This window comes from Curtobacterium sp. C1 (assembly GCF_021049325.1).
Classification (GTDB): domain Bacteria; phylum Actinomycetota; class Actinomycetes; order Actinomycetales; family Microbacteriaceae; genus Curtobacterium; species Curtobacterium citreum.
In genome coordinates this window covers 1,829,213-1,850,911 of record NZ_CP088076.1, presented here as the reverse complement: position 1 = coordinate 1,850,911, position 21,699 = coordinate 1,829,213, and the positions used below count along the sequence as shown (strand labels likewise).

Here is a 21,699-nt window from a genome sequence, read left to right as displayed (position 1 = left end):
ACTCCGCAAAGCCTACCCTCATGGTCATCGACGGCCACTCGCTCGCCTTCCGGGCCTTCTACGCGCTCCCGGTCGACAGCTTCGTGAACCGCGAGGGGCAGCACACGAACGCCATCCACGGCTTCATCTCGATGCTGCTCATGCTCCTCCAGCGCGAGAAGCCCACGCACCTCGCCGTCGCGTTCGACATCTCCCGCTTCTCGTTCCGCACGCGCGAGTACGAGGACTACAAGGGCACCCGCTCCGAGACCCCGGCCGAGTTCAAGGGCCAGATCCCGCTCCTGCAGCAGGCGCTCGAGGCGATGGGCATCACGACGGTCACGAAGGAGGACTACGAGGCCGACGACATCCTCGCCACGCTCGCCCGCCAGGGCTCGGAGCAGGGGTACCAGGTGTACGTCGTGTCCGGTGACCGCGACTCGATCCAGCTCGTGAACGACGACGTCACGCTGCTCTACCCGTCCGTCCGCGGGGTCTCCGAGCTCACCCGCTACGACCGCGACAAGGTGTACGAGCGCTACGGCATCGAGCCGCACCAGTACCCGGACATCGCGGCACTCGTCGGCGAGACCAGCGACAACCTGATCGGCATCGACAAGGTCGGCGAGAAGACCGCCGTCAAGTGGATCACCGCGTACGGCTCGCTCGACGGGGTGCTCGAGCACGCCGACGAGATCAAGGGCGTCGTCGGCAACAACCTGCGCGAGCAGAAGGACCGGGCGATCCGGAACCGGAAGCTGAACCGGCTCGTGAACGACGTCGAGCTGCCGGTCGGCCCCGGCGACGTGGCGCTCCGTCCGCTCGACGAGCAGGCCGTCCGCGACCTCTTCGCGAAGCTGCAGTTCCGCACGCTGCTCGACCGGGTGTTCAAGGTCGCCGGCACGGGCGAGCCGTCCGACGCAGCGGAGTCGACGGGCTCCGTCGACAGCGGTGCGCCGACCCCGCCGCCCGTCAAGACCGTCATCGACGAGGAGCTCGGGTACTGGCTCGACCGCAAGGCCGCGAACGACGCCGAGAACGGGTTCGGCGTCGCGGTCGAGGTCATCGACGGCCGACTGAGCGCCATCGGCATCGCGACGCACGACGACGCCGTGCTCGTCCCCGGCGGCAGCGGTACGAAGGACTACGAGCAGCTCGCGGCCTGGTTCGCGTCGGACGCGCCCAAGCACTTCCACGACGCCAAGGCCGCGATCAAGGCCCTCGCGACGGTCGGGTTCACGGTGCGGGGGATCGCGGGCGACGCGCGCCTCACCGGGTGGCTCGCCCAGCCGGGGAAGCAGGGCCAGCCGCTGTCCGACCTCGTGTACCAGGAGCTCGGCGAGGAACTGCCGACCGCCGACCCGAACCAGCTCGTCCCCGAGACCGACCCGGTGAACGTCGGTGTGCACGCCTGGTACGTCCTCCGTGTCGACACCGCCCTGCGCGCGCGCGTCGACGAGTCCTCGCTCCGCGTGCTCGACACCATCGAGCTGCCGCTCGTGCCGGTGCTCGCCGGCATGGAGACCACCGGCGTCGCGATCGACCGCCCCGTCCTCACCGGGCTGTCGCACGACCTGGGTGAGCGCGCCGCGGAGCTCGCGCAGCAGGCGTTCGCCGAGATCGGGCACGAGGTCAACCTCGGCTCGCCGAAGCAGCTGCAGGAGGTGCTCTTCACCGAGCTCGCGATGCCGAAGACGCGGAAGACCAAGACCGGCTTCTCGACCGACGCCGCGAGCCTCGCCGACCTGCAGGAGCAGCACCCGCACCCGTTCCTCGGACTGCTGCTGCAGCACCGTGACGCGACGAAGCTCCGGCAGATCGTGGACACGCTCGACGCCGCGGTCGTCGACGGCCGCATCCACACGAGCTACGAGCAGACCGGCAGCAGCACCGGCCGGATCTCGTCGACCGACCCGAACCTGCAGAACATCCCCGTCAAGACCGCGGTCGGACGCCGGGTCCGCTCGGCCTTCGCCGTCGCCGAGCCGTACACGACCCTGGTCACGGCCGACTACTCGCAGATCGAGATGCGCATCATGGCGCACCTGTCCGGCGACCCCGGGCTCATCCAGGCCTTCAACGAGGGCGAGGACCTGCACCGCTTCGTCGGCGCGCGGGTCTTCGGGGTCGAGCCGGCGGACGTCAGCGCCGAGATGCGCACGAAGGTCAAGGCGATGTCGTACGGCCTCGCCTACGGCCTGAGCCCGTTCGGCCTGTCGAAGCAGCTCCGCATCGACCAGTCCGAGGCGCGCACGCTCATGAACGAGTACTTCGCCCGCTTCGGCGCCGTGCGCGACTACCTGCGCGGGGTCGTGGAGCAGGCGCGCGAGGACGGCTACACCGAGACGATCTTCGGCCGCCGCCGACCCTTCCCCGACCTGAAGAGCCCGAACCGGGTCCTCCGCGAGAACGCCGAGCGCGCCGCGCTGAACGCACCGATCCAGGGGTCCGCGGCGGACATCATGAAGATCGCGATGCTCGGTGTCGACGCCGACCTGCGGGACGGCGGGCTCGAGTCGCACCTGCTGCTCCAGGTGCACGACGAGCTCATCCTCGAGGTCGCCCCCGGCGAGCAGGAGCGCGTCGAGGAGATCCTGCGCACCCGGATGGGCGGCGCGGCCGAGCTCAGCGTCCCCCTGGACGTCTCCGTCGGCGTCGGCCCGAACTGGGAGGCCGCGGCGCACTGACGCGGGTCGGGCGCGGCCCGTCGGGCCCGCCCTGCTCCGTCTGGCGCGCCCACGAGCGGACGGGAGGCACGGTGCCAGCTGGCACCGTGCCTCCCGTCCGTCCGTGTGCCGCGGCGTCGTGTGGTGAGCGTTCCTGCCCATCGCACGTGACCTGGGATGCCGAACCGCGCGAAGCAGGCCGGGAGGAACTGCACCCTGTGCGCGGATCACCACCCCACGCGCGGAACGGCACCCCACGCGCGGAACGGCGTACCACGCGCGGATCGGCATCCCACGAGCGGATCGGCGCCCGGCGCGCGCCCGCGCCCTGGGTAGTGTCGGGGCATGACCGAAGACCGTCCCGTCCGTCAGCCCTCCGCCGTCGACCGGGTCGCCGAGGACTGGGTGACCACCCTCGTCGACCTCGACCCCACCGTCGCCACGTACATCGGCGTCCCCGGACGCACCGGGGCCTACGGCGACACCTCGCCCGCCGGCGCGGACGCCCTCGCGGACGCCGCCCGCGCCGCACGCCGTGCCCTCGACGCCGCCGACGCGACCGACGACGTCGACCGGGTGACGAAGACCGACCTGGGTGCCGAGCTCGACCTCGTCGTCGAGTCCCACGAGCGGAAGCTCCACCTACGCGACCTGAACGTCATCGCGAGCCCCGCGCAGGAGCTCCGGGACGTGCTCGACCTCATGCCGACCGCGACCACCGACGACTGGCAGGACGTCGCCGGGCGCCTGCACGCGCTGCCCGACGCCCTCGAGGGCTACCGCGAGACGCTGCTCCAGGGCACCCGCGAGCAGGTGACGCCCGCACGCCGCCAGGTCGCCCTCATCGCCGAGCAGGCAGCGCGCAACGGCGCCGAGGACGGCTTCTTCCGGCAGCTCGTCGACGGGGCCGCGCTCGAGGGCGGGGAGCCCCTGCCCGAGGCGCTCCGCACCCAGCTCAGCCGCGGTGCCGAGGTCGCGGCCGCCGCCTACCGGTCGCTCGGCGGGTTCCTCGAGCACGAGCTCCTGCCGCTCGCCACCCCGGTGGACGCGGTCGGACGCGAGGACTACGCGCTGCACTCCCGTCGGTTCCTCGGCGCGGTCGTGGACCTCGACGAGACGTACGAGTGGGGGATCGAGGAGCTCGCCCGCATGCGCGACGAGCAGGAGCGCATCGCCGACCGCATCGAGTCCGGCGCCTCGGTCGCGCGGGCCATCGAGGTGCTCGACGCCGACCCGGCCCGGATCCTGCACGGCACGGACGCCCTGCAGCGCTGGATGCAGGAGACGAGCGACGCGTCGATCGCCGCGATGGACGGGAAGTACTTCGACATCGCCGACCCGATCAAGCGCCTGGAGTGCCGGATCGCCCCCACGCAGGAGGGCGGCATCTACTACACCGGCCCCTCCGACGACTTCTCGCGGGCCGGCCGCATGTGGTGGTCCGTCCCGCAGGGCGTCACCGAGTTCGGGACCTGGCGCGAGAAGACCACGGTCTACCACGAGGGCGTCCCCGGCCACCACCTGCAGATCAGCCAGGCGGTCTACAACCGCGGCGAGCTGAACACCTGGCGCCGGCAGCTCGCCGGCCCGTCCGGGCACGTCGAGGGCTGGGCGCTGTACGCCGAGCGCCTGATGGAGCAGCTCGGCTTCCTCGACGACGACGGCGACCGCCTCGGCATGCTCGACGGCCAGCGGATGCGCGCGGCCCGTGTCGTGCTCGACATCGGCGTGCACCTGCAGAAGACGAACCCCGACGGCGGCGGTTGGACCTGGGAGTACGCGCTCGACTTCATGGGGCAGAACGTCAACATGGCGCCCGAGTTCGTGCAGTTCGAGGTCGCGCGCTACTTCGGCTGGCCCGGACAGGCCCCGTCGTACAAGGTGGGCCAGCGTGTCTGGGAGTCGATCCGCGACGAGCTCGCGGCGCGCGAGGGTGCCGCGTTCGACCTGAAGGCCTTCCACCACCGCGCGCTCGCGCTCGGTGGTGTCGGCCTGGACACGCTGCGGACCGCGCTGCTCGGCTGACGCCGGTGGCGGACGGACTGGAGGATCGTGGCGGCGCCGCCACGATCCTCCAGTCCGCCCCTCGGCCGGTCCGAGCGACGACACGCCCGGTTGTGGGGCCCCGCGACCAGTGGTTAGACTTGGGCGGCGCAATCCGCGCCAACCAATCACTGCCATGACGGCTCGTACCGACGATCGGTGCGGACCAGGGGGTCGCTCCCTCGCCGTCACGGCCCGACTCATGTCCGTTCGGAGCAATCTCTACATGACAACCACCACGACCAAGGCTCCCAAGCAGGTCGCCATCAACGACATCGGCTCGGCTGATGACTTCCTGGCCGAGGTCGAGAAGACCCTCAAGTTCTTCAACGACGGCGATCTGATCTCCGGAACCGTCGTGAAGATCGACCGCGACGAGGTCCTCCTCGACGTCGGCTACAAGACCGAGGGTGTCATCCCCTCGCGCGAACTCTCGATCAAGCACGACGTCGACCCCAACGAGGTCGTCGAGGTCGGCGACGAGGTCGAGGCCCTGGTCCTCCAGAAGGAGGACAAGGAAGGTCGCCTGATCCTGTCGAAGAAGCGTGCGCAGTACGAGCGTGCGTGGGGCGACGTCGAGAAGATCAAGGAGTCCGACGGCGTCGTGACCGGCACGGTCATCGAGGTCGTCAAGGGCGGCCTGATCGTCGACATCGGTCTCCGCGGCTTCCTCCCCGCCTCGCTCATCGAGCTGCGTCGCGTCCGCGACCTGACCCCGTACCTGGGCCAGGAGCTCGAGGCGAAGATCCTCGAGCTCGACAAGAACCGCAACAACGTCGTGCTCTCGCGCCGCGCCCTGCTCGAGCAGACGCAGTCCGAGTCGCGCACCACGTTCCTCAACAACCTCCACAAGGGCCAGGTCCGCAAGGGCATCGTGTCGTCGATCGTCAACTTCGGTGCGTTCGTCGACCTGGGCGGCGTCGACGGTCTCGTCCACGTCTCCGAGCTCTCCTGGAAGCACATCGAGCACGCCAGCGAGGTCGTCGAGGTCGGTCAGGAAGTCACCGTCGAGATCCTCGAGGTGGACCTGGACCGCGAGCGCGTGTCGCTCTCGCTCAAGGCCACGCAGGAGGACCCGTGGCAGGTCTTCGCCCGCACCCACGCGATCGGTCAGATCGCGCCGGGCAAGGTCACGAAGCTCGTGCCGTTCGGTGCCTTCGTCCGCGTCGCGGACGGCATCGAGGGCCTCGTCCACATCTCGGAGCTCTCGAACAAGCACGTCGAGCTCGCCGAGCAGGTCGTCTCCGTCGGTGACGAGGTCTTCGTCAAGATCATCGACATCGACCTCGACCGTCGCCGCATCTCGCTCAGCCTCAAGCAGGCGAACGAGGGCGTGGACCCGGAGGGCACCGAGTTCGACCCGGCGCTCTACGGCATGCCGACCGAGTACGACGACCAGGGCAACTACAAGTACCCGGACGGCTTCGACCCGGAGACGAACGAGTGGCTCGAGGGCTACGACGCCCAGCGCACCGAGTGGGAGGGCCAGTACGCGGCCGCCCAGTCGCGCTGGGAGGCCCACAAGGCGCAGGTCGCGAAGACCATCGCCGACGAGGCGCAGGGCAACTTCGACCTGCCGGCCAGCGCGTCGACCTCGTCGTCCTTCACGAGCGAGTCGAACGGTCAGGGCACCCTGGCCGACGACGCCTCGCTCGCGGCGCTCCGCGAGAAGCTCAGCTCGAGCAACTGATCGAGCGGGTCACACCGTCCCGGAAGCCCGGCACCCCCACAGGGGTGCCGGGCTTCCGGCGTTCCGGGGCCGCGCGTCGCTAGCCTGGTCGGGTGCGCATCATCGGTCTCACGGGCGGCATCGCCGCGGGCAAGTCCACCGTCTCTCGTCGATGGGCAGAGCACGGCGCCGTCGTGGTCGATGCGGACCGCCTGGCGCGGGACGCGGTGGCTCCGGAGAGCCCCGGGCTGGCGCAGGTCGCCGAACGGTTCGGCCCCGGCGTGATCGCCGCGGACGGGTCGCTCGACCGCCCGGCACTCGGGGCCGTGGTGTTCGCCGACCCGGTGGCACGGCGGGACCTCGAGGCGATCACCCACCCGGAGGTCTGGCGCCTCGCGCAGCAGGCGTTCGACGCGGCCGAGGCGGCCGACCCCGACGCGGTGGTGGTGTACGACGTGCCGCTCCTCGCCGAGGCGCGGGGGAGACGCCCGCTGCGCTTCGATGCCGTGGTCGTGGTGGACGCGCCCGCCGCGCAGCGCATCGAGCGGCTCGTGGCACACCGGGGGATGGCCAGGGACGAAGCCGAGCGACGGGTGGCGTCGCAAGCCAGCGATGCGGAGCGCCTGGCCCTGGCCGACCACGTCGTCGACGCCACGGGGACGCTCGAGGCGACGATCCGGTCCGCCGACGCGGTGTGGGAGCAGCTCACCCACTGACCGCTCGCGTCCGAGCCGATCTCGCTCCGTTCCGCCCGTGGCGAGCAGCGCGGTCGGTGTCAGCGGTCCCGACTACCGTGGAGGCCATGGCAGTGTCGATCGAGCCCACCCGGGCGATCCGTCCGTTCGAGGTCATCAGCGAGTACTCGCCGAGCGGTGACCAGCCCGCCGCGATCGCGGAGCTCGCCGGACGCATCAACGCCGGCGAGACCGACGTCGTGCTGCTCGGCGCGACGGGTACCGGCAAGTCGGCGACGACCGCCTGGCTCATCGAGCAGGTGCAGCGGCCGACGCTCGTGCTCGCACACAACAAGACCCTCGCCGCCCAGCTCGCGAACGAGTTCCGCGGGCTGCTGCCGAACAACGCCGTCGAGTACTTCGTCTCGTACTACGACTACTACCAGCCCGAGGCCTACGTCCCGCAGACGGACACCTTCATCGAGAAGGACTCCTCCGTCAACGCCGAGGTCGAGCGGCTCCGGCACTCCACCACGAACTCGCTCCTCAGCCGCCGTGACGTCGTGGTCGTCTCCACCGTCTCGTGCATCTACGGCCTCGGCACGCCGGAGCAGTACATGAACGCCTCGGTCGCGCTGCACGTGGGACAGACCATCTCGCGCGACCAGCTCGTCCGGAAGTTCGTCGGGATGCAGTACCAGCGGAACGACGTGGACTTCGCGCGTGGCACGTTCCGCGTGCGCGGGGACACGATCGAGATCATCCCGATGTACGAAGAGCACGCGATCCGCATCGAGATGTTCGGGGACGAGATCGAGGCGCTGTCCTCCCTGCACCCGCTCACCGGCAGCGTGATCGACGACCTGCCCGCCGTGTCGATCTTCCCGGCGTCCCACTACGTCGCGGACACCGACGTCATGCACCGCGCGATCGAGCGGATCAAGGACGAGCTGGCCGAGCGGCTCGCCGAGCTCGAGGGACAGGGCAAGCTGCTCGAGGCCCAGCGGCTGCGGATGCGCACGACGTTCGACATCGAGATGATGGAGCAGATCGGCTTCTGCTCGGGCATCGAGAACTACTCGCGGCACATGGACGGTCGTGACGCCGGCGAAGCCCCCCACTGCCTGCTCGACTACTTCCCGGACGACTTCCTCATCGTCATCGACGAGTCGCACGTGACCGTGCCGCAGATCGGCGCGATGTACGAGGGCGATGCCTCGCGCAAGCGGACGCTCGTCGAGCACGGCTTCCGCCTGCCGAGCGCGCTGGACAACCGTCCGCTGACGTTCGAGGAGTTCCTCGACCGCGTCGGGCAGAAGGTCTACCTGTCGGCCACCCCGGGCAAGTACGAGCTCGGCGTCACCGACAGCGTCGTCGAGCAGATCATCCGCCCGACCGGCCTCGTCGACCCCGAGATCGTCGTGAAGCCGAGCGACGGGCAGATCGACGACCTGCTCGAGGAGATCAAGCAGCGCGTCGAGAAGGACGAGCGGGTGCTCGTCACGACGCTCACCAAGCGCATGGCCGAGGAACTCACCGACTTCCTCGGGAACGCCGGCGTCCGGGTGCGGTACCTGCACTCCGACGTCGACACCCTCAAGCGCGTCGAGCTGCTCACCGAGCTGCGCCAAGGCGTGTACGACGTCCTGGTCGGCATCAACCTGCTGCGCGAGGGCCTCGACCTGCCCGAGGTCTCGCTCGTCGCCATCCTGGACGCCGACAAGGAAGGTTTCCTCCGCTCCTCGACCTCGCTCATCCAGACCATCGGCCGCGCGGCGCGCAACGTGTCGGGCCAGGTGCTCATGTACGCCGACAAGGTGACCGACTCCATGCAGCAGGCCATCGAGGAGACCGACCGTCGCCGCGAGAAGCAGGTGGCGTACAACCTCGAGCACGGCATCGACCCGCAGCCGCTCCGCAAGAAGATCGCCGACATCACCGAGATCCTGGCGCGCGAGAACGACGACACCAAGGCGCTGCTCGAGGGGCGCCCGGCGGCCGACGGCCGGAAGTCGCCGACGCCGAACCTCAAGCGCGAGGGCATCGCGGGCGAGGGTGCAACCCAGCTCGAGGCGACGATCGCCGACCTCAACGACCAGATGCTGCAGGCCGCCGCCGAGCTGAAGTTCGAGCTCGCCGCGCGGCTCCGCGACGAGGTCCAGGACCTCAAGAAGGCGCTCCGGCAGATGGAGTCCGCCGGCCATGTCCGCTGAGGCCATGTCCGCTGAGGCCGTGTCCGCTGAGGTCGTGTCCCCTGACGCCGTGCCCGACCGGGCCCCGGGCCAGCGCACGGTCGTCGTCACGGGCGCGAGCGCCGGGCTCGGGTACCACGCAGCCGAGCAGCTCGCGGCGAAGGGGCACCGGGTCGTCCTGGCGGTGCGGAACCCGGAGCGCGGCGCTGCTGCCGAGCGGAGCATCCGACGGCACGTCGACGCCGCCGACCTCGCGATCCTGCACCTCGACCTCGCCGACCTGACGAGCGTCCGTGCGGCGGCCGAGCGGCTCGCTGACCTCGGGCCGGTGCACGCGCTGCTGAACAACGCGGGGGTCGTCGGGTCGGCCGAGCGGCAGGAGACCGCGCAGGGGTTCGAGCTGCAGGTCGGCACGAACCACCTCGGGCACTTCGCCTGGACCGCCCTGACCCTGCCGCTGCTCGACCAGCACGCCGGTCGTGTCGTGCACCTCGGGTCGATCGCGCACCGTTTCGCGACCCTCGACCCCCGGGACCCGCTCGCGACCGGCCGGTACGAGGGACACCGGCAGTACGCCCGGAGCAAGCTCGCGGTGATGCTGTTCGGTTTCGAGCTGGCCGAGCGGCTCGCCGACGCCGGGTCCTCCGTGGCGAGCGTGGTGGCCCACCCCGGGCTCGCGCTCGACGCCGCCGCCCCGCCACGGCCCGACGTTGCGCCGACCCGTTCGGAGCCGGCCTGGATGCGGGCGGGTTCCGGCTGGGTCGCCCAGGGCAAGGACGCCGGGGCGTGGCCGCTCGTGCACGCCGCCGTCGGTGACGGGGTCCGCTCGGGGGAGTACTGGGGCCCCGGCGGCCCGCTGCAGTTCGCCGGCGCACCGGCCGTCGTGCCCGCTCGGATCCGGGCGCACGACCGCACCGCCGCCGCACGGCTGTGGACCGCGAGCGAACGGGCCACGGGTGTCGCGTTCGCTCTCGACGCACTCGTCTGACCCGATCCGGACCGCCACGCCCGGACGGATGTCGGTGCGGCTTCGTAGAATCGTCTGCGATGACCATCACCTCTGACCGCGGTACCACGACCTCGGGCCGGAACGCCTTCGGCGAGCCCGCAGACCTCCACCTCCCCGGCGGCACGGCACCGCACAGCACCTCGACGCTCAGCGTCCGGGGTGCCCGCGTGCACAACCTCCGCGACGTCGACCTCGAGATCCCGCGGGACTCCCTCGTCGTCTTCACCGGGCTCTCCGGGTCGGGCAAGTCCTCGCTCGCGTTCGACACGATCTTCGCCGAGGGGCAGCGCCGCTACGTCGAGTCGCTCTCCGCGTACGCGCGGCAGTTCCTCGGGCAGGTGGACCGACCCGACGTCGACTTCATCGAGGGGCTGTCGCCCGCGGTGTCGATCGACCAGAAGTCGACGAACCGCAACCCCCGGTCGACGGTCGGCACCATCACCGAGGTCTACGACTACATGCGTCTGCTCTGGGCGCGCATCGGCGTCCCGCACTGCCCCGTCTGCGGCGAGGTGATCAGCAAGCAGAGCGTGCAGCAGATCGCCGACCAGCTCATGGAGTTCGAGTCGGGGACCCGCTTCCAGGTGCTCGCGCCGGTCATCTCGAAGAAGAAGGGCGAGTTCGTCGACCTCTTCCAGGAGCTCGCGGCCTCCGGCTACGCCCGTGCGATCGTCGACGGCGAGCGGATCCAGCTGAGCGATCCGCCGAAGCTCAAGAAGCAGGTCAAGCACGACATCTCGGTGATCATCGACCGGCTCGTGGCGAGCGACGACATCCTCGGTCGGCTCACCGACTCGCTCGAGACCGCCCTGCGGCTGACGAGCGGCACGGTGGCGATCGACCTCGTCGACCACGAGGGCCCCGGCGCGGTCCGGACCTACTCCGAGAACCTCTCCTGCCCGAACAACCACCCGCTCGCGCTGACCGAGATCGAGCCCCGCACGTTCTCGTTCAACGCCCCGTTCGGCGCCTGCCCGGAGTGCTCGGGCCTCGGCACGCGGATGTCGGTCGACCCGGACCTCGTCCTCGGTGACCCCGAGGCGTCCCTCCGCGACGGCGTGCTGCTGCCGTGGACCGGGACGAGCGGGCTGTACTCGTACTTCGAGAAGCTCCTCGCCGGTCTCGGCAAGGACCTCGGGTTCTCGCTCGACACCCCGTGGAGCCAGCTCGACCCGTCGGTGCAGGCGGCGATCCTGACCGGCAAGGACTTCCAGGTCTCGGTGTCGTGGAAGAACCGCTTCGGGCGCGAGATGCGGTACACGAGTGGGTTCGAGGGTGTCATGCCCTACATCGAGCGCAAGTTCGCCGAGGCCGAGTCGGACTCGCAGCGGCAGCGCTTCCAGGGCTACCTGCGCGAGGTCCCGTGCCCCGTGTGCGACGGCACGCGACTCAAGCCCGAGGTCCTGGCGGTCACGGTCGACGGCCGGAGCATCGCGGACGTCACCGACATGTCGCTCGACGACGCCTATGCGTTCATGGAGACCCTGACGCTCACCGAGCGCGAGGCCCACATCGCCGCCGCGGTCCTGCGCGAGATCCGGGCGCGCCTCGAGTTCCTGCTCGAGGTCGGCCTGAACTACCTGACGCTGGCCCGCGGTGCCGGCGGGCTGTCCGGTGGCGAAGCGCAGCGCATCCGTCTCGCGACGCAGATCGGCTCGGGGCTGACGGGCGTGCTCTACGTGCTCGACGAGCCGAGCATCGGGCTGCACCAACGCGACAACCGGCGGCTGATCGACACCCTCGTCAAGCTCAAGGACCTCGGCAACACGCTCATCGTGGTCGAGCACGACGAGGACACCATCCGCACCGCCGACTGGGTGGTCGACATCGGACCGGGTGCGGGCGTGAACGGCGGCGTCGTCGTGCACTCCGGGTCCTACGAGGGCATCATCGAGAACCGTGACTCGATCACGGGCGACTACCTCGCCGGCCGTCGTGCCATCGAGGTCCCGGCCGAGCGCCGGAAGGTCAACCCGAAGCGCGTGATCAGCGTGCAGGGGGCGCGGGCGAACAACCTCAAGCAGGTGGACGTCGACTTCCCGCTCGGCGTGTTCACCGCGGTCACCGGCGTCAGCGGCTCGGGCAAGTCGACGCTCGTCAACGACATCCTGTACAAGGTGCTCGCCAACCAGCTCAACGGCGCCCGGCACATCGCCGGCAAGCACACCCGCGTCAAGGGGCTCGACCAGCTGGACAAGGTCGTGCACGTCGACCAGGCGCCCATCGGTCGCACTCCGCGGTCGAACCCGGCGACGTACACCGGTGTGTTCGACCGGATCCGGCAGCTCTTCGCCGAGACGCCCGAGGCGAAGGCCCGCGGGTACCAGCCCGGGCGCTTCAGCTTCAACGTCAAGGGCGGCCGCTGCGAGAACTGCTCCGGCGACGGCACGATCAAGATCGAGATGAACTTCCTCCCCGACGTCTACGTCGCGTGCGAGGTCTGCGGTGGTGCCCGGTACAACCGCGAGACGCTGCAGGTGCACTACAAGGGCAAGGACATCTCCGAGGTCCTCGACATGCCCATCAGCGAGGCGGCCGAGTTCTTCGAGCCGATCTCGGCGATCCACCGGTACATGGCGACCCTCGTCGACGTCGGCCTGGGTTACGTCCGGCTCGGCCAGAGCGCCACGACCCTCTCCGGGGGCGAGGCGCAGCGCGTCAAGCTCGCGACAGAGCTGCAGCGCCGTTCGAACGGCCGCACGGTCTACGTGCTCGACGAGCCGACCACGGGTCTCCACTTCGAGGACGTCCGGAAGCTGCTGCTCGTGCTGCAGAGCCTGGTCGACAAGGGCAACACCGTCATCACGATCGAGCACAACCTCGACGTCATCAAGTCGGCCGACTGGCTCGTCGACATGGGTCCGGAGGGCGGCGCCGGTGGTGGCACGGTCCTGGCGGTCGGCACGCCCGAGCACGTCGCGGACGTCCCCGAGAGCCACACCGGGGTGTTCCTCCGCGAGATCTTCGACGCGCAGGACGCCCGGGTCGGCAAGCAGCAGGCGGTCGGCGCCCGCACGGCGAAGCAGAAGGCGGGTGCGCGCTAGGTGGCGAACACCGTCTCCTGGCGGCCGAAGGCGTCGGAGATCCCGACCGATCCGGGCGTCTACCGGTGGCGCGACGAAGCCGGTCGGGTGCTCTACGTCGGCAAGGCGAAGAACCTCCGCGCGCGGCTGAGCAACTACTTCGCCCCGCTGCCGACCCTGCACGAGCGGACGCGCCGGATGGTGCTCACCGCCCGCAGCGTCGAGTGGACGACGGTCGGCTCCGAGATCGAGGCACTGCAGCTCGAGTACACGTGGATCAAGGAGTTCGATCCGCCGTTCAACGTCAAGTTCCGGGACGACAAGTCGTACCCGTACATGGCGATCACCCTGGGCGAGGAGTCGCCGCGGGTGATGGTGACGCGGAACCGGAAGATCAAGGGCGCGAAGTACTTCGGGCCCTACCCGAAGATCTGGGCGGTCCACGACACCATCGACCTGATGATCAAGGTGTTCCCGATCCGCACCTGCTCCGACTCGTCGTACAAGCGGGCGATGCAGACCGGCAAGCCGTGCTTCCCCGGGCAGATCGGGAAGTGCGGCGGCCCGTGCTCGCAGAAGGTGACGATCGCCGAGCACCGCGCGATCGTCGAGCAGTTCGTCCGCTTCATGGCGAGCTACGACCGCCGGGTGATCACCGAGCTGAAGCAGCGGATGGCGGCCTCGGCGGACGCCATGCAGTACGAGCAGGCCGCGCGCTACCGCGACCAGGTCGGAGCGCTCGAGGCCGTCCTCGAGAAGTCGGCCGTGGTGCTCCGCGACTCGGTGGACCTCGACCTGTTCGGCGTCGCCGAGGACGAGCTCGCCGCCGCCGTGCAGCTGTTCTCGGTCCGCGGCGGTCGCATCCGCGGTGTCCGGGGCTGGGTCGTCGACAAGGAACTCGACATCAGCACCGGCGACCTCGTCGAGCAGATCGTCCAGGGTCAGTACGCGACGAGCGAGGAACCCCCGCGCGAGGTCGTCGTACCGGAGCTGCCGGAGGACGCCGAGGCCCTCGAGCAGTGGCTCAGCGAGCGTCGGGGTGGCCGCGGCACCAAGCTCAGCACCGCCCAGCGCGGCGACCGGGCCGGGCTCGCCCGGACGGCCGCTCAGAACGCGGCGCAGGCGCTCATGCTCTACAAGACGAAGCGGAGCGCGGACTACACCACCCGGTCGGCCGCGCTGGCGGACATCCAGGAGGCCCTCGGCATGACCGAGGCGCCGCTCCGGATGGAGTGCTACGACATCTCGCACCTGCAGGGCACGAACGTCGTGGCGTCGATGGTCGTCTTCGAGGACGGGCTGCCCCGCAAGGACCAGTACCGCCGGTACACGATCGCCGAGACGACCGACGACACGGACAGCATGTACCAGGTGCTCTCCCGTCGACTCGCGCGTCTCGACGAGGACGCCTCGGTGCCCGACGTCCCGGACGCGACGAGTGACGACGTCGTCGAGGGCACGAAGCCGACGAAGCGCTTCGCCTACCGTCCGCAGCTGCTGATCGTCGACGGCGGGCAGCCGCAGGTGCAGGCGGCCAAGCGGGCGATGGACGAGGCCGGCGTGCACGACATCGCCCTGGTCGGCATCGCGAAGCGCCTCGAGGAACTCTGGCTGCCGGACGACGACTTCCCGGTGATCATGCCGCGCAACTCCGAGGCCCTGTTCCTCATCCAGCGCATCCGTGACGAGGCCCACCGATTCGCGATCACGCACCAGCGGACCCGCCGGAAGCGCGACGTCCGGTCCCAGCTGTCCGAGGTGCCGGGGCTCGGCCCCACGCGGGTGAACGCGTTGCTGAAGCACTTCGGGTCGGTGTCGCGGCTGCGCGAGGCGACGGCGGAGCAGATCGCCGAGGTGAACGGGGTCGGTCCGGCGACCGCGGCCGCGGTCGTCACGAAGCTGGCGCAGACCCCGGCCAGTGCACTGACCGCCAGCGCCGCCAGCCCGGCCAGCCCGTCCGACCCGGCTGGCCCGGGCAGCGCTGTCGAACCCAGCAGTCCGACGAGCACCCCGACCGGTCCGGTCCAGGTGCCGACGGTCTCCGAGGACGGCCCCCTGCGCCCGGTCTGACCACGGGCGCAGCAGGCCGGGTCCCGACCCGGAGAGCCGACCAGCTGCAACCGACCGGACGCGGCTGATCCGATCACCGACCAGGACCGCCGACCCGGACAGCCGTCCCGGACAGCCGCCCCAGCGGGCCGGGCGATAGCCTGGACCCGCAGCCGACACACCCCGGGCGCGCCGCCCGGACCGCGACGACGGAGCCCCCGACCATGAGCGACAGCAACGCCGAGCACGAGCACGAGCACGAGCACGACAGCAGCGACCGTCACGAGCACGACAGCCCCGAGCAGGGGCACGAGCCCCCCGCCACCCCCGCCCGGACGACCCAGCAGCACGACATCCTGATCGTGACGGGCATGTCCGGCGCCGGACGCTCGACCGTCGGCAAGGCCCTCGAGGACCTCGGCTGGTACGTCGTCGACAACCTCCCGACCCAGATGCTCGGCCCGCTCACCGAGCTCGCCGACCGGGCGGGGGAGAAGATCCCGAAGATCGCGACCGTCGTCGACGTCCGCGGCGGACGGTTCTTCACCGACCCCGAGCAGGCCGTCGCCCAGGTCCGCGCGAGCGCCTCGGCCCGCGTGCGGGTGCTCTTCCTCGAGGCCACCGACGCCGTGCTCGTCCGCCGCTTCGAGCAGGTCCGCCGGCCGCACCCGCTGCAGGAGGACGGCACGCTCCTCGACGGCATCGGCCGCGAGCGGACCCGGCTGTCGGGCCTGCGCGACGCCGCCGACGTGATCATCGACACCTCGGACCTGAACATCCACCAACTCGCGAACACCGTCACCGAGCGCTTCGCGGAGGACCACTTCGTCGGCGTGCAGGTGACGCTGATGAGCTTCGGCTTCAAGTACGGCCTGCCCGCCGACGCCGACATGGTGGCCGACGTCCGCTTCATCCCGAACCCGTACTGGGTGCCCGAGCTGCGCCCGCACACCGGCCTCGACGCTCCGGTCTCGGACTACGTGCTCGCACAGCCGGGAGCCCGCTCGTTCGTCGAGCGGTACGCGGCCGTGCTCGAGCCCGTCCTGGCGGGATACCAGCGCGAGAACAAAAGACACGCTACGATCGCCATCGGCTGTACCGGCGGCAAGCACCGTTCGGTCGCCGTCGTCGCCGAGTTGGCGAACCTCCTCCGCAGCATGCCCGACGTCGCCGTGCGTGTGCAGAACCGAGACCTCGGCCGGGAGTGACCGCCCCTCCGGCCGTCGCTCACGAGCGTGTCGTGCTCAGGAGCCCTCCGGTGCTCACCAGTGCGCGGGCCTGCGGACCCCACCAGAAGAAACGTTAGGAATGATGCTGTGCCGTTGACTGCCGAGGTCAAGGACGAACTGGCCAGGGTCGTCGTGAACCGCAACACGGTCCGCGCCGCCGAACTCGCCACGATCCTCCGGTTCGCGGGTGGCCTGCACGTCATCTCCGGCCGGATCGCCGTCGAGGTCGAGCTCGACACCCGGATCATCGTCCACCGCGTCCGCAAGGACCTCGCGGAGCTCTACGGCGTCCGCTCCGAGGCGAGCGTCGGCTCGTCCGCCTCGTCGCGTCGGGGCACCCGCTACCTGGTCCGCGTGCTCGAGGCGGGGGAGACCCTCGCGCGCCAGACCGGTCTGATGGACGCCCGTCGCCGTCCGGTCCGCGGCCTGCCGAACCGGCTGACAACCGGCAACCGCGAGGACCTCGCCGCCATCTGGCGCGGTGCGTTCCTCGCCTCCGGCACGCTCACCGACCCGGGCCGCGCGGCCGCGCTCGAGGTCACCTGTCCCGGCAACGAGGCCGCGATGGCCCTCGTCGGAGCCGCGTCGCGCCTCGGCATCGCCGCGAAGGGCCGCGAGGTCCGCGGCGTGCACCGTGTCGTCATCCGCGACGGCGAGGCCATCGGGCAGATGCTGACGGTCATGGGTGCCGCACGCACGAACGCCGACTGGGAGGAGATGCGCCAGCGCCGCGAGGTCCGTGCGACGGCGAACCGCCTGGTCAACTTCGACGACGCGAACCTCCGCCGCTCCGCGCAGGCCGCGGTCGCCGCGTGCGCCCGCGTCGAGCGCGCGCTCGAGATCCTCGGCGACGAGGTCCCCGACCACCTCAAGTACGCCGGCTCGCTCCGCCTCGAGCACCGCGACGCGTCGCTCGACGAGCTCGGTCAGCACGCAGAGCCGCCGATGACGAAGGACGCGATCGCCGGCCGCATCCGCCGCCTCCTCGCGATGGCGGACAAGCGCGCCTCCGACCTGGGCATCCCGGGCACCGAGGCGAGCGTCCCCGAGGAGCTCGAGGGCGCCTGATCGCGGGTCTGTCGACCCACCGGACGGGAGGCACGGTGCCAGCTGGCACCGTGCCTCCCGTCCGTCGTCGGGGCGCGTCCGCGGACGGCCGCGCGACCGTCCGGACGGACCGTCATCCGGCGCGGGTCCGCAGTGTCCGACTGCTAGGGTCGTTACGGCGACGTTACGGGGCGTATCGTCCACCACACGTGGGCCCGAAGGGCCCATGACTCCGAAAGCAGCGCCCCCGGGGCGCTCCACACCCACCAGGAGATCCATTGACCGTCAAGATCGGCATCAACGGCTTCGGCCGCATCGGCCGTAACTTCTTCCGGGCCGCCCTCGCGAAGGGCTCCGACCTCGAGATCGTGGCGGTGAACGACCTCACCGACAACGCGGCGCTCGCGAACCTGCTGAAGTTCGACTCCGTCACCGGTCGCCTCGGCGTCTCCGTCGAGCTCGACGGCGACAGCATCGTCGTCGACGGCAAGCCGATCAAGGTCCTCGCGGAGCGCGACCCCGCCAACCTCCCCTGGGGCGAGCTGGGTGTCGACGTCGTCATCGAGTCGACCGGGTTCTTCACCAAGGCCGCCGACGCGCAGAAGCACATCGACGCGGGCGCCAAGAAGGTCATCATCTCCGCCCCGGCCACGGGTGACGACGTCACCATCGTGCTCGGCGTGAACGAGGACCAGTACGACCCGGCGAACCACCACATCATCTCGAACGCGTCCTGCACCACGAACAGCCTCGCGCCGCTCGCCAAGGTGTTCCACGACAAGTTCGGCATCGAGCGTGGCCTGATGACGACGGTGCACGCCTACACCGCCGACCAGAACCTGCAGGACGGCCCGCACAAGGACCCGCGTCGTGCCCGTGCCGCCGCCCTGAACATCGTCCCGACCTCCACGGGTGCGGCCAAGGCCATCGGCCTGGTCATGCCGGAGCTCGCCGGCAAGCTCGACGGCTACGCGCTCCGCGTGCCGGTGCCCACCGGTTCGATCACCGACCTGACCCTCGAGACCAAGTCCGAGGTCACCGTCGACGAGATCAACGCCGCCTACAAGGAGGCCGCCGAGGGCCCGCTCAAGGGCATCCTGCTCTACAGCGAGGACCCGCTGGTTTCGACCGACATCACCACGGACCCGCACTCCTCGATCTACGACTCCGGCCTGACCAAGGTCATCGGCGGCCTCGTGAAGATCACCTCGTGGTACGACAACGAGTGGGGCTACTCGAACCGCCTCGTCGACCTCACCGAGTACGTGGGCGAGCGACTCTCGGCATGAGCCTCCGCACCCTCGAGGACCTCGGCGACCTCGCCGGCAAGCGCGTCGTCGTCCGCTGCGACCTGAACGTCCCGCTCAAGGACGGCAAGATCACGGACGACGGCCGCGTGCGGGCGTCGCTGGGAACGCTGAACACCCTGGTGAACGCCGGAGCGCGGGTCATCGTGATCTCGCACCTCGGTCGTCCCGACGGGTCGCCGGCGCCGGAGTACTCGCTCGCTCCCGTGGGGCAGCGGCTCTCCGAGCTGCTCGGGAAAGAGGTCACGTTCGTCGGCGAGACCGTCGGCGACGACGCGACCGCGGCCGCCGAGGCCCTCGGGGACGGCGACGTCCTGCTGCTCGAGAACCTCCGGTTCAACCCGGAGGAGACCTCGAAGGACGCCTCCGATCGCCAGCAGTTCGCCGAGCGGATCGCCGCCCTGGGCGACGCCTTCGTGTCGGACGGCTTCGGTGTCGTCCACCGCAAGCAGGCCTCGGTATACGAGCTCGCCGCGGCGCTGCCCAGCGCCGCCGGCTCGCTCATCGAGTCCGAGCTGACGGTGCTCGAGCGCCTGACGAAGGACCCCGAGCGGCCGTACACGGTCGTCCTCGGCGGGTCGAAGGTCAGCGACAAGCTCGGGGTCATCGACCACCTGCTCCCGCAGGTCGACACGCTCTGCATCGGCGGCGGCATGCTCTTCACGTTCCTCGCGGCCCAGGGCCACGGGGTCGCGAAGTCGCTGCTCGAGCAGGACCAGCTCGACACGGTGCGCTCGTACCTGGCGAAGGCCGACGAGCTCGGCGTGACGATCGACCTGCCGACCGACGTCGTCGTGGCCTCCGGCTTCGCGGCGGACGCCGAGCACGAGACGGTCGCGGCCGACGCGATCGAGTCGACTACGTTCGGCGCGGACGGCATCGGGCTCGACATCGGTCCGGAGACGGCCGCCCGGTTCGCGAAGGCGGTGTCCGGGTCGAAGACGGTGTTCTGGAACGGTCCGATGGGCGTCTTCGAGTTCCCGGCCTTCGAGGCCGGCACGAAGACCGTCGCGCAGGCGCTCACCGAGGTCGACGGCCTCGGGGTCGTCGGCGGCGGTGACTCGGCAGCAGCCGTGCGGTCGCTCGGTTTCGCCGACGACCGGTTCGGCCACATCTCGACCGGTGGCGGTGCGAGCCTCGAGTTCCTCGAGGGCAAGTCGCTGCCCGGTCTCGAAGCACTGGGGTGGTCCCGATGAGCCGTACGCCCTTCATCGCCGGCAACTGGAAGATGAACTTGGACCACCTCCAAGCCATCGCCACGGTGCAGAAGCTCGCCTGGACGCTGAAGGACGCGCGCCACGACCACGACGACGTCGAGGTCGCGGTGTTCCCGCCCTTCACCGACCTGCGCAGCGTGCAGACGCTGATCTCGGCCGACAAGCTCGAGATCCGCTTCGGTGCCCAGGACCTGTCCCAGTACGACTCCGGTGCCTACACCGGTGACGTCTCGGGGGCGTTCCTCAAGGCCCTCGACGCGCAGTACGTCATCGTCGGGCACTCCGAGCGTCGCACGATGCACGGGGAGACCGACGAGGTCGTCGCCGCCAAGACCGCCGCCGCCGTCAAGCACGGCATCGTCCCGGTCGTCTGCGTCGGCGAGACCGGCGAGGAGCGCGAGCAGCGCGGCGCGGGCGTCGTCCCGGTCGAGCAGCTGAACGTGGTCCTCGGTGCGGTGCAGCCGTCCGAGATCGTCGTGGCGTACGAGCCGGTCTGGGCCATCGGCTCCGGCCAGGCCGCCACGCCCGAGCAGGCGCAGGACGACTGCGCCGCGCTCCGTCGGGCCATCGCTGCGGCGTGGGGCGACGAGGCCGCTGCGGCCACGCGCGTGCTCTACGGCGGTTCGGTGAAGTCGGGCAACATCGCGGGCTTCCTCCGCGAGCCCGACATCGACGGTGCGCTCGTCGGCGGCGCGTCGCTCGACGTGCAGGAGTTCGCGGCGATCGCGCGCTTCCGTCAGCACGTCGGGCTCTAGTCCCACTTCGCTCCCAGGCCGGTCACGTCCGCGTGGCCGGCCTGGTCAGCGTCCGGCACCGGGCCAGACCGGTGCCTGTCGGCTCCGGTGCCGGGCCACACCGGTGCCGGTGGCCCCGGTCACTCCGGCAGCCCGGTACACTTGCATGGCTGACTGACACGAAAGGTACGTCGTGGCGATTCTCTCCGTCGTGCTGCAGGTCCTGCTCGCGATCACGAGCCTCCTGCTCACGCTCCTCATCCTGCTGCACAAGGGCCGCGGTGGCGGCCTCTCCGACATGTTCGGCGGCGGCGTGACGAGCAACCTCGGGGCGTCCGGCGTCGCCGAGCGCAACCTCAACCGCATCACGGTGATCCTCGGTCTGATCTGGATCGTGTCGATCATCGTGCTCGGTCTCATCAACAAGTTCACAGCGGGGAGCTGAACATGGCAAGCGGAGGCAGTGCAATCCGGGGCTCGCGCGTCGGAGCCGGGCCCATGGGGGAGCAGGACCGCGGGGTCCAGGCCGAGCGGGTGGCCGTCTCGTACTGGGACGCCCTCGGGAACGAGGTCGTCCGGTACTTCTCGGCGACCCTTCCCGACGAGGAGATCCCCGAGACGGTCGACTCGCCGTCCACCGGGCTCCCGGCCGGTCGCGACAAGGACAACCCTCCGGTCGTCGCGAAGACCGAGCCGTACAAGACCCACCTGGCGTACGTCAAGGAACGTCGCACCGAAGAAGAGGCAGCGCAGCTCCTCGAGGACGCGCTGCAGCAGCTCCGGCAGCGTCGCGGCACCGCGAAGTAGCCCCACGGTCGTCCGAAGGCCCCCGTACCGATCCGGTACGGGGGCCTTCGTCGT

Annotated in this window: 15 protein-coding genes; all 15 read left to right on the top strand. The window is 70.4% G+C overall.

Annotation, left to right across the window (positions count from 1 at the left end):
- The first annotated feature begins 20 nt into the window (after positions 1-20).
- The 15 genes from polA to LQK89_RS08900 all read left to right on the top strand — a co-directional run bounded on the left by polA (position 21) and on the right by LQK89_RS08900 (position 21,645).
- Positions 21-2,666, top strand: coding sequence for a DNA polymerase I (polA, locus tag LQK89_RS08970; RefSeq protein ID WP_231048907.1), 2,646 nt, complete (start codon positions 21-23; stop codon positions 2,664-2,666).
- A gap of 324 nt (positions 2,667-2,990) precedes the next feature.
- The gene (locus tag LQK89_RS08965) at positions 2,991-4,670 is read left to right on the top strand and encodes a DUF885 domain-containing protein (protein ID WP_231048906.1); all 1,680 of its coding nucleotides are present in this window, start codon (positions 2,991-2,993) and stop codon (positions 4,668-4,670) included.
- A 244-nt stretch (positions 4,671-4,914) separates the two neighbouring features.
- Positions 4,915-6,378 carry a 30S ribosomal protein S1 gene (gene rpsA / locus LQK89_RS08960; RefSeq protein ID WP_058742916.1) on the top strand — a complete coding sequence of 488 codons (1,464 nt, stop codon included), beginning with the start codon at positions 4,915-4,917 and terminating at the stop codon, positions 6,376-6,378.
- A gap of 92 nt (positions 6,379-6,470) precedes the next feature.
- Positions 6,471-7,073: a dephospho-CoA kinase gene (gene coaE / locus LQK89_RS08955; RefSeq protein ID WP_231048905.1), complete on the top strand. Its 603-nt coding sequence runs from the start codon at positions 6,471-6,473 to the stop codon at positions 7,071-7,073.
- Between the two features lie 86 nt (positions 7,074-7,159).
- Complete coding sequence (uvrB, locus tag LQK89_RS08950; RefSeq protein ID WP_174777149.1) at positions 7,160-9,244, top strand: excinuclease ABC subunit UvrB; 2,085 nt, start codon at positions 7,160-7,162, stop codon at positions 9,242-9,244.
- A gap of 4 nt (positions 9,245-9,248) precedes the next feature.
- Complete coding sequence (locus LQK89_RS08945) at positions 9,249-10,211, top strand: SDR family NAD(P)-dependent oxidoreductase (RefSeq protein ID WP_231048904.1); 963 nt, start codon at positions 9,249-9,251, stop codon at positions 10,209-10,211.
- A 59-nt stretch (positions 10,212-10,270) separates the two neighbouring features.
- A complete protein-coding gene (gene uvrA, locus LQK89_RS08940) occupies positions 10,271-13,276 on the top strand; it encodes an excinuclease ABC subunit UvrA (protein WP_229666684.1) in 3,006 nt (1,001 codons plus the stop codon).
- Positions 13,277-15,325 (top strand): excinuclease ABC subunit UvrC, encoded by a 2,049-nt coding sequence (gene uvrC / locus LQK89_RS08935; RefSeq protein WP_231048903.1) that lies wholly within the window; start codon positions 13,277-13,279, stop codon positions 15,323-15,325.
- 203 nt (positions 15,326-15,528) lie between these two features.
- The gene (gene rapZ / locus LQK89_RS08930; protein ID WP_269145891.1) at positions 15,529-16,512 is read left to right on the top strand and encodes an RNase adapter RapZ; all 984 of its coding nucleotides are present in this window, start codon (positions 15,529-15,531) and stop codon (positions 16,510-16,512) included.
- Between the two features lie 108 nt (positions 16,513-16,620).
- Positions 16,621-17,601 carry a DNA-binding protein WhiA gene (whiA, locus tag LQK89_RS08925; protein WP_058742912.1) on the top strand — a complete coding sequence of 327 codons (981 nt, stop codon included), beginning with the start codon at positions 16,621-16,623 and terminating at the stop codon, positions 17,599-17,601.
- Positions 17,602-17,858: 257 nt separating this feature from the next.
- Positions 17,859-18,869: a type I glyceraldehyde-3-phosphate dehydrogenase gene (gene gap, locus LQK89_RS08920; RefSeq protein WP_058742911.1), complete on the top strand. Its 1,011-nt coding sequence runs from the start codon at positions 17,859-17,861 to the stop codon at positions 18,867-18,869.
- Positions 18,866-20,083 (top strand): phosphoglycerate kinase, encoded by a 1,218-nt coding sequence (locus LQK89_RS08915; RefSeq protein ID WP_231048902.1) that lies wholly within the window; start codon positions 18,866-18,868, stop codon positions 20,081-20,083. The genes gap and LQK89_RS08915 overlap by 4 nt, the downstream gene beginning before the upstream one ends.
- Entirely contained in the window at positions 20,080-20,859 is a 780-nt protein-coding gene (gene tpiA, locus LQK89_RS08910) for a triose-phosphate isomerase (RefSeq protein WP_058742917.1), read from the top strand. The genes LQK89_RS08915 and tpiA overlap by 4 nt, the downstream gene beginning before the upstream one ends.
- 172 nt (positions 20,860-21,031) lie before the next feature.
- A complete protein-coding gene (gene secG / locus LQK89_RS08905; protein WP_058742909.1) occupies positions 21,032-21,283 on the top strand; it encodes a preprotein translocase subunit SecG in 252 nt (83 codons plus the stop codon).
- A 2-nt stretch (positions 21,284-21,285) separates the two neighbouring features.
- A complete protein-coding gene (locus LQK89_RS08900; RefSeq protein WP_231048901.1) occupies positions 21,286-21,645 on the top strand; it encodes an RNA polymerase-binding protein RbpA in 360 nt (119 codons plus the stop codon).
- Positions 21,646-21,699 lie beyond the last annotated feature (54 nt).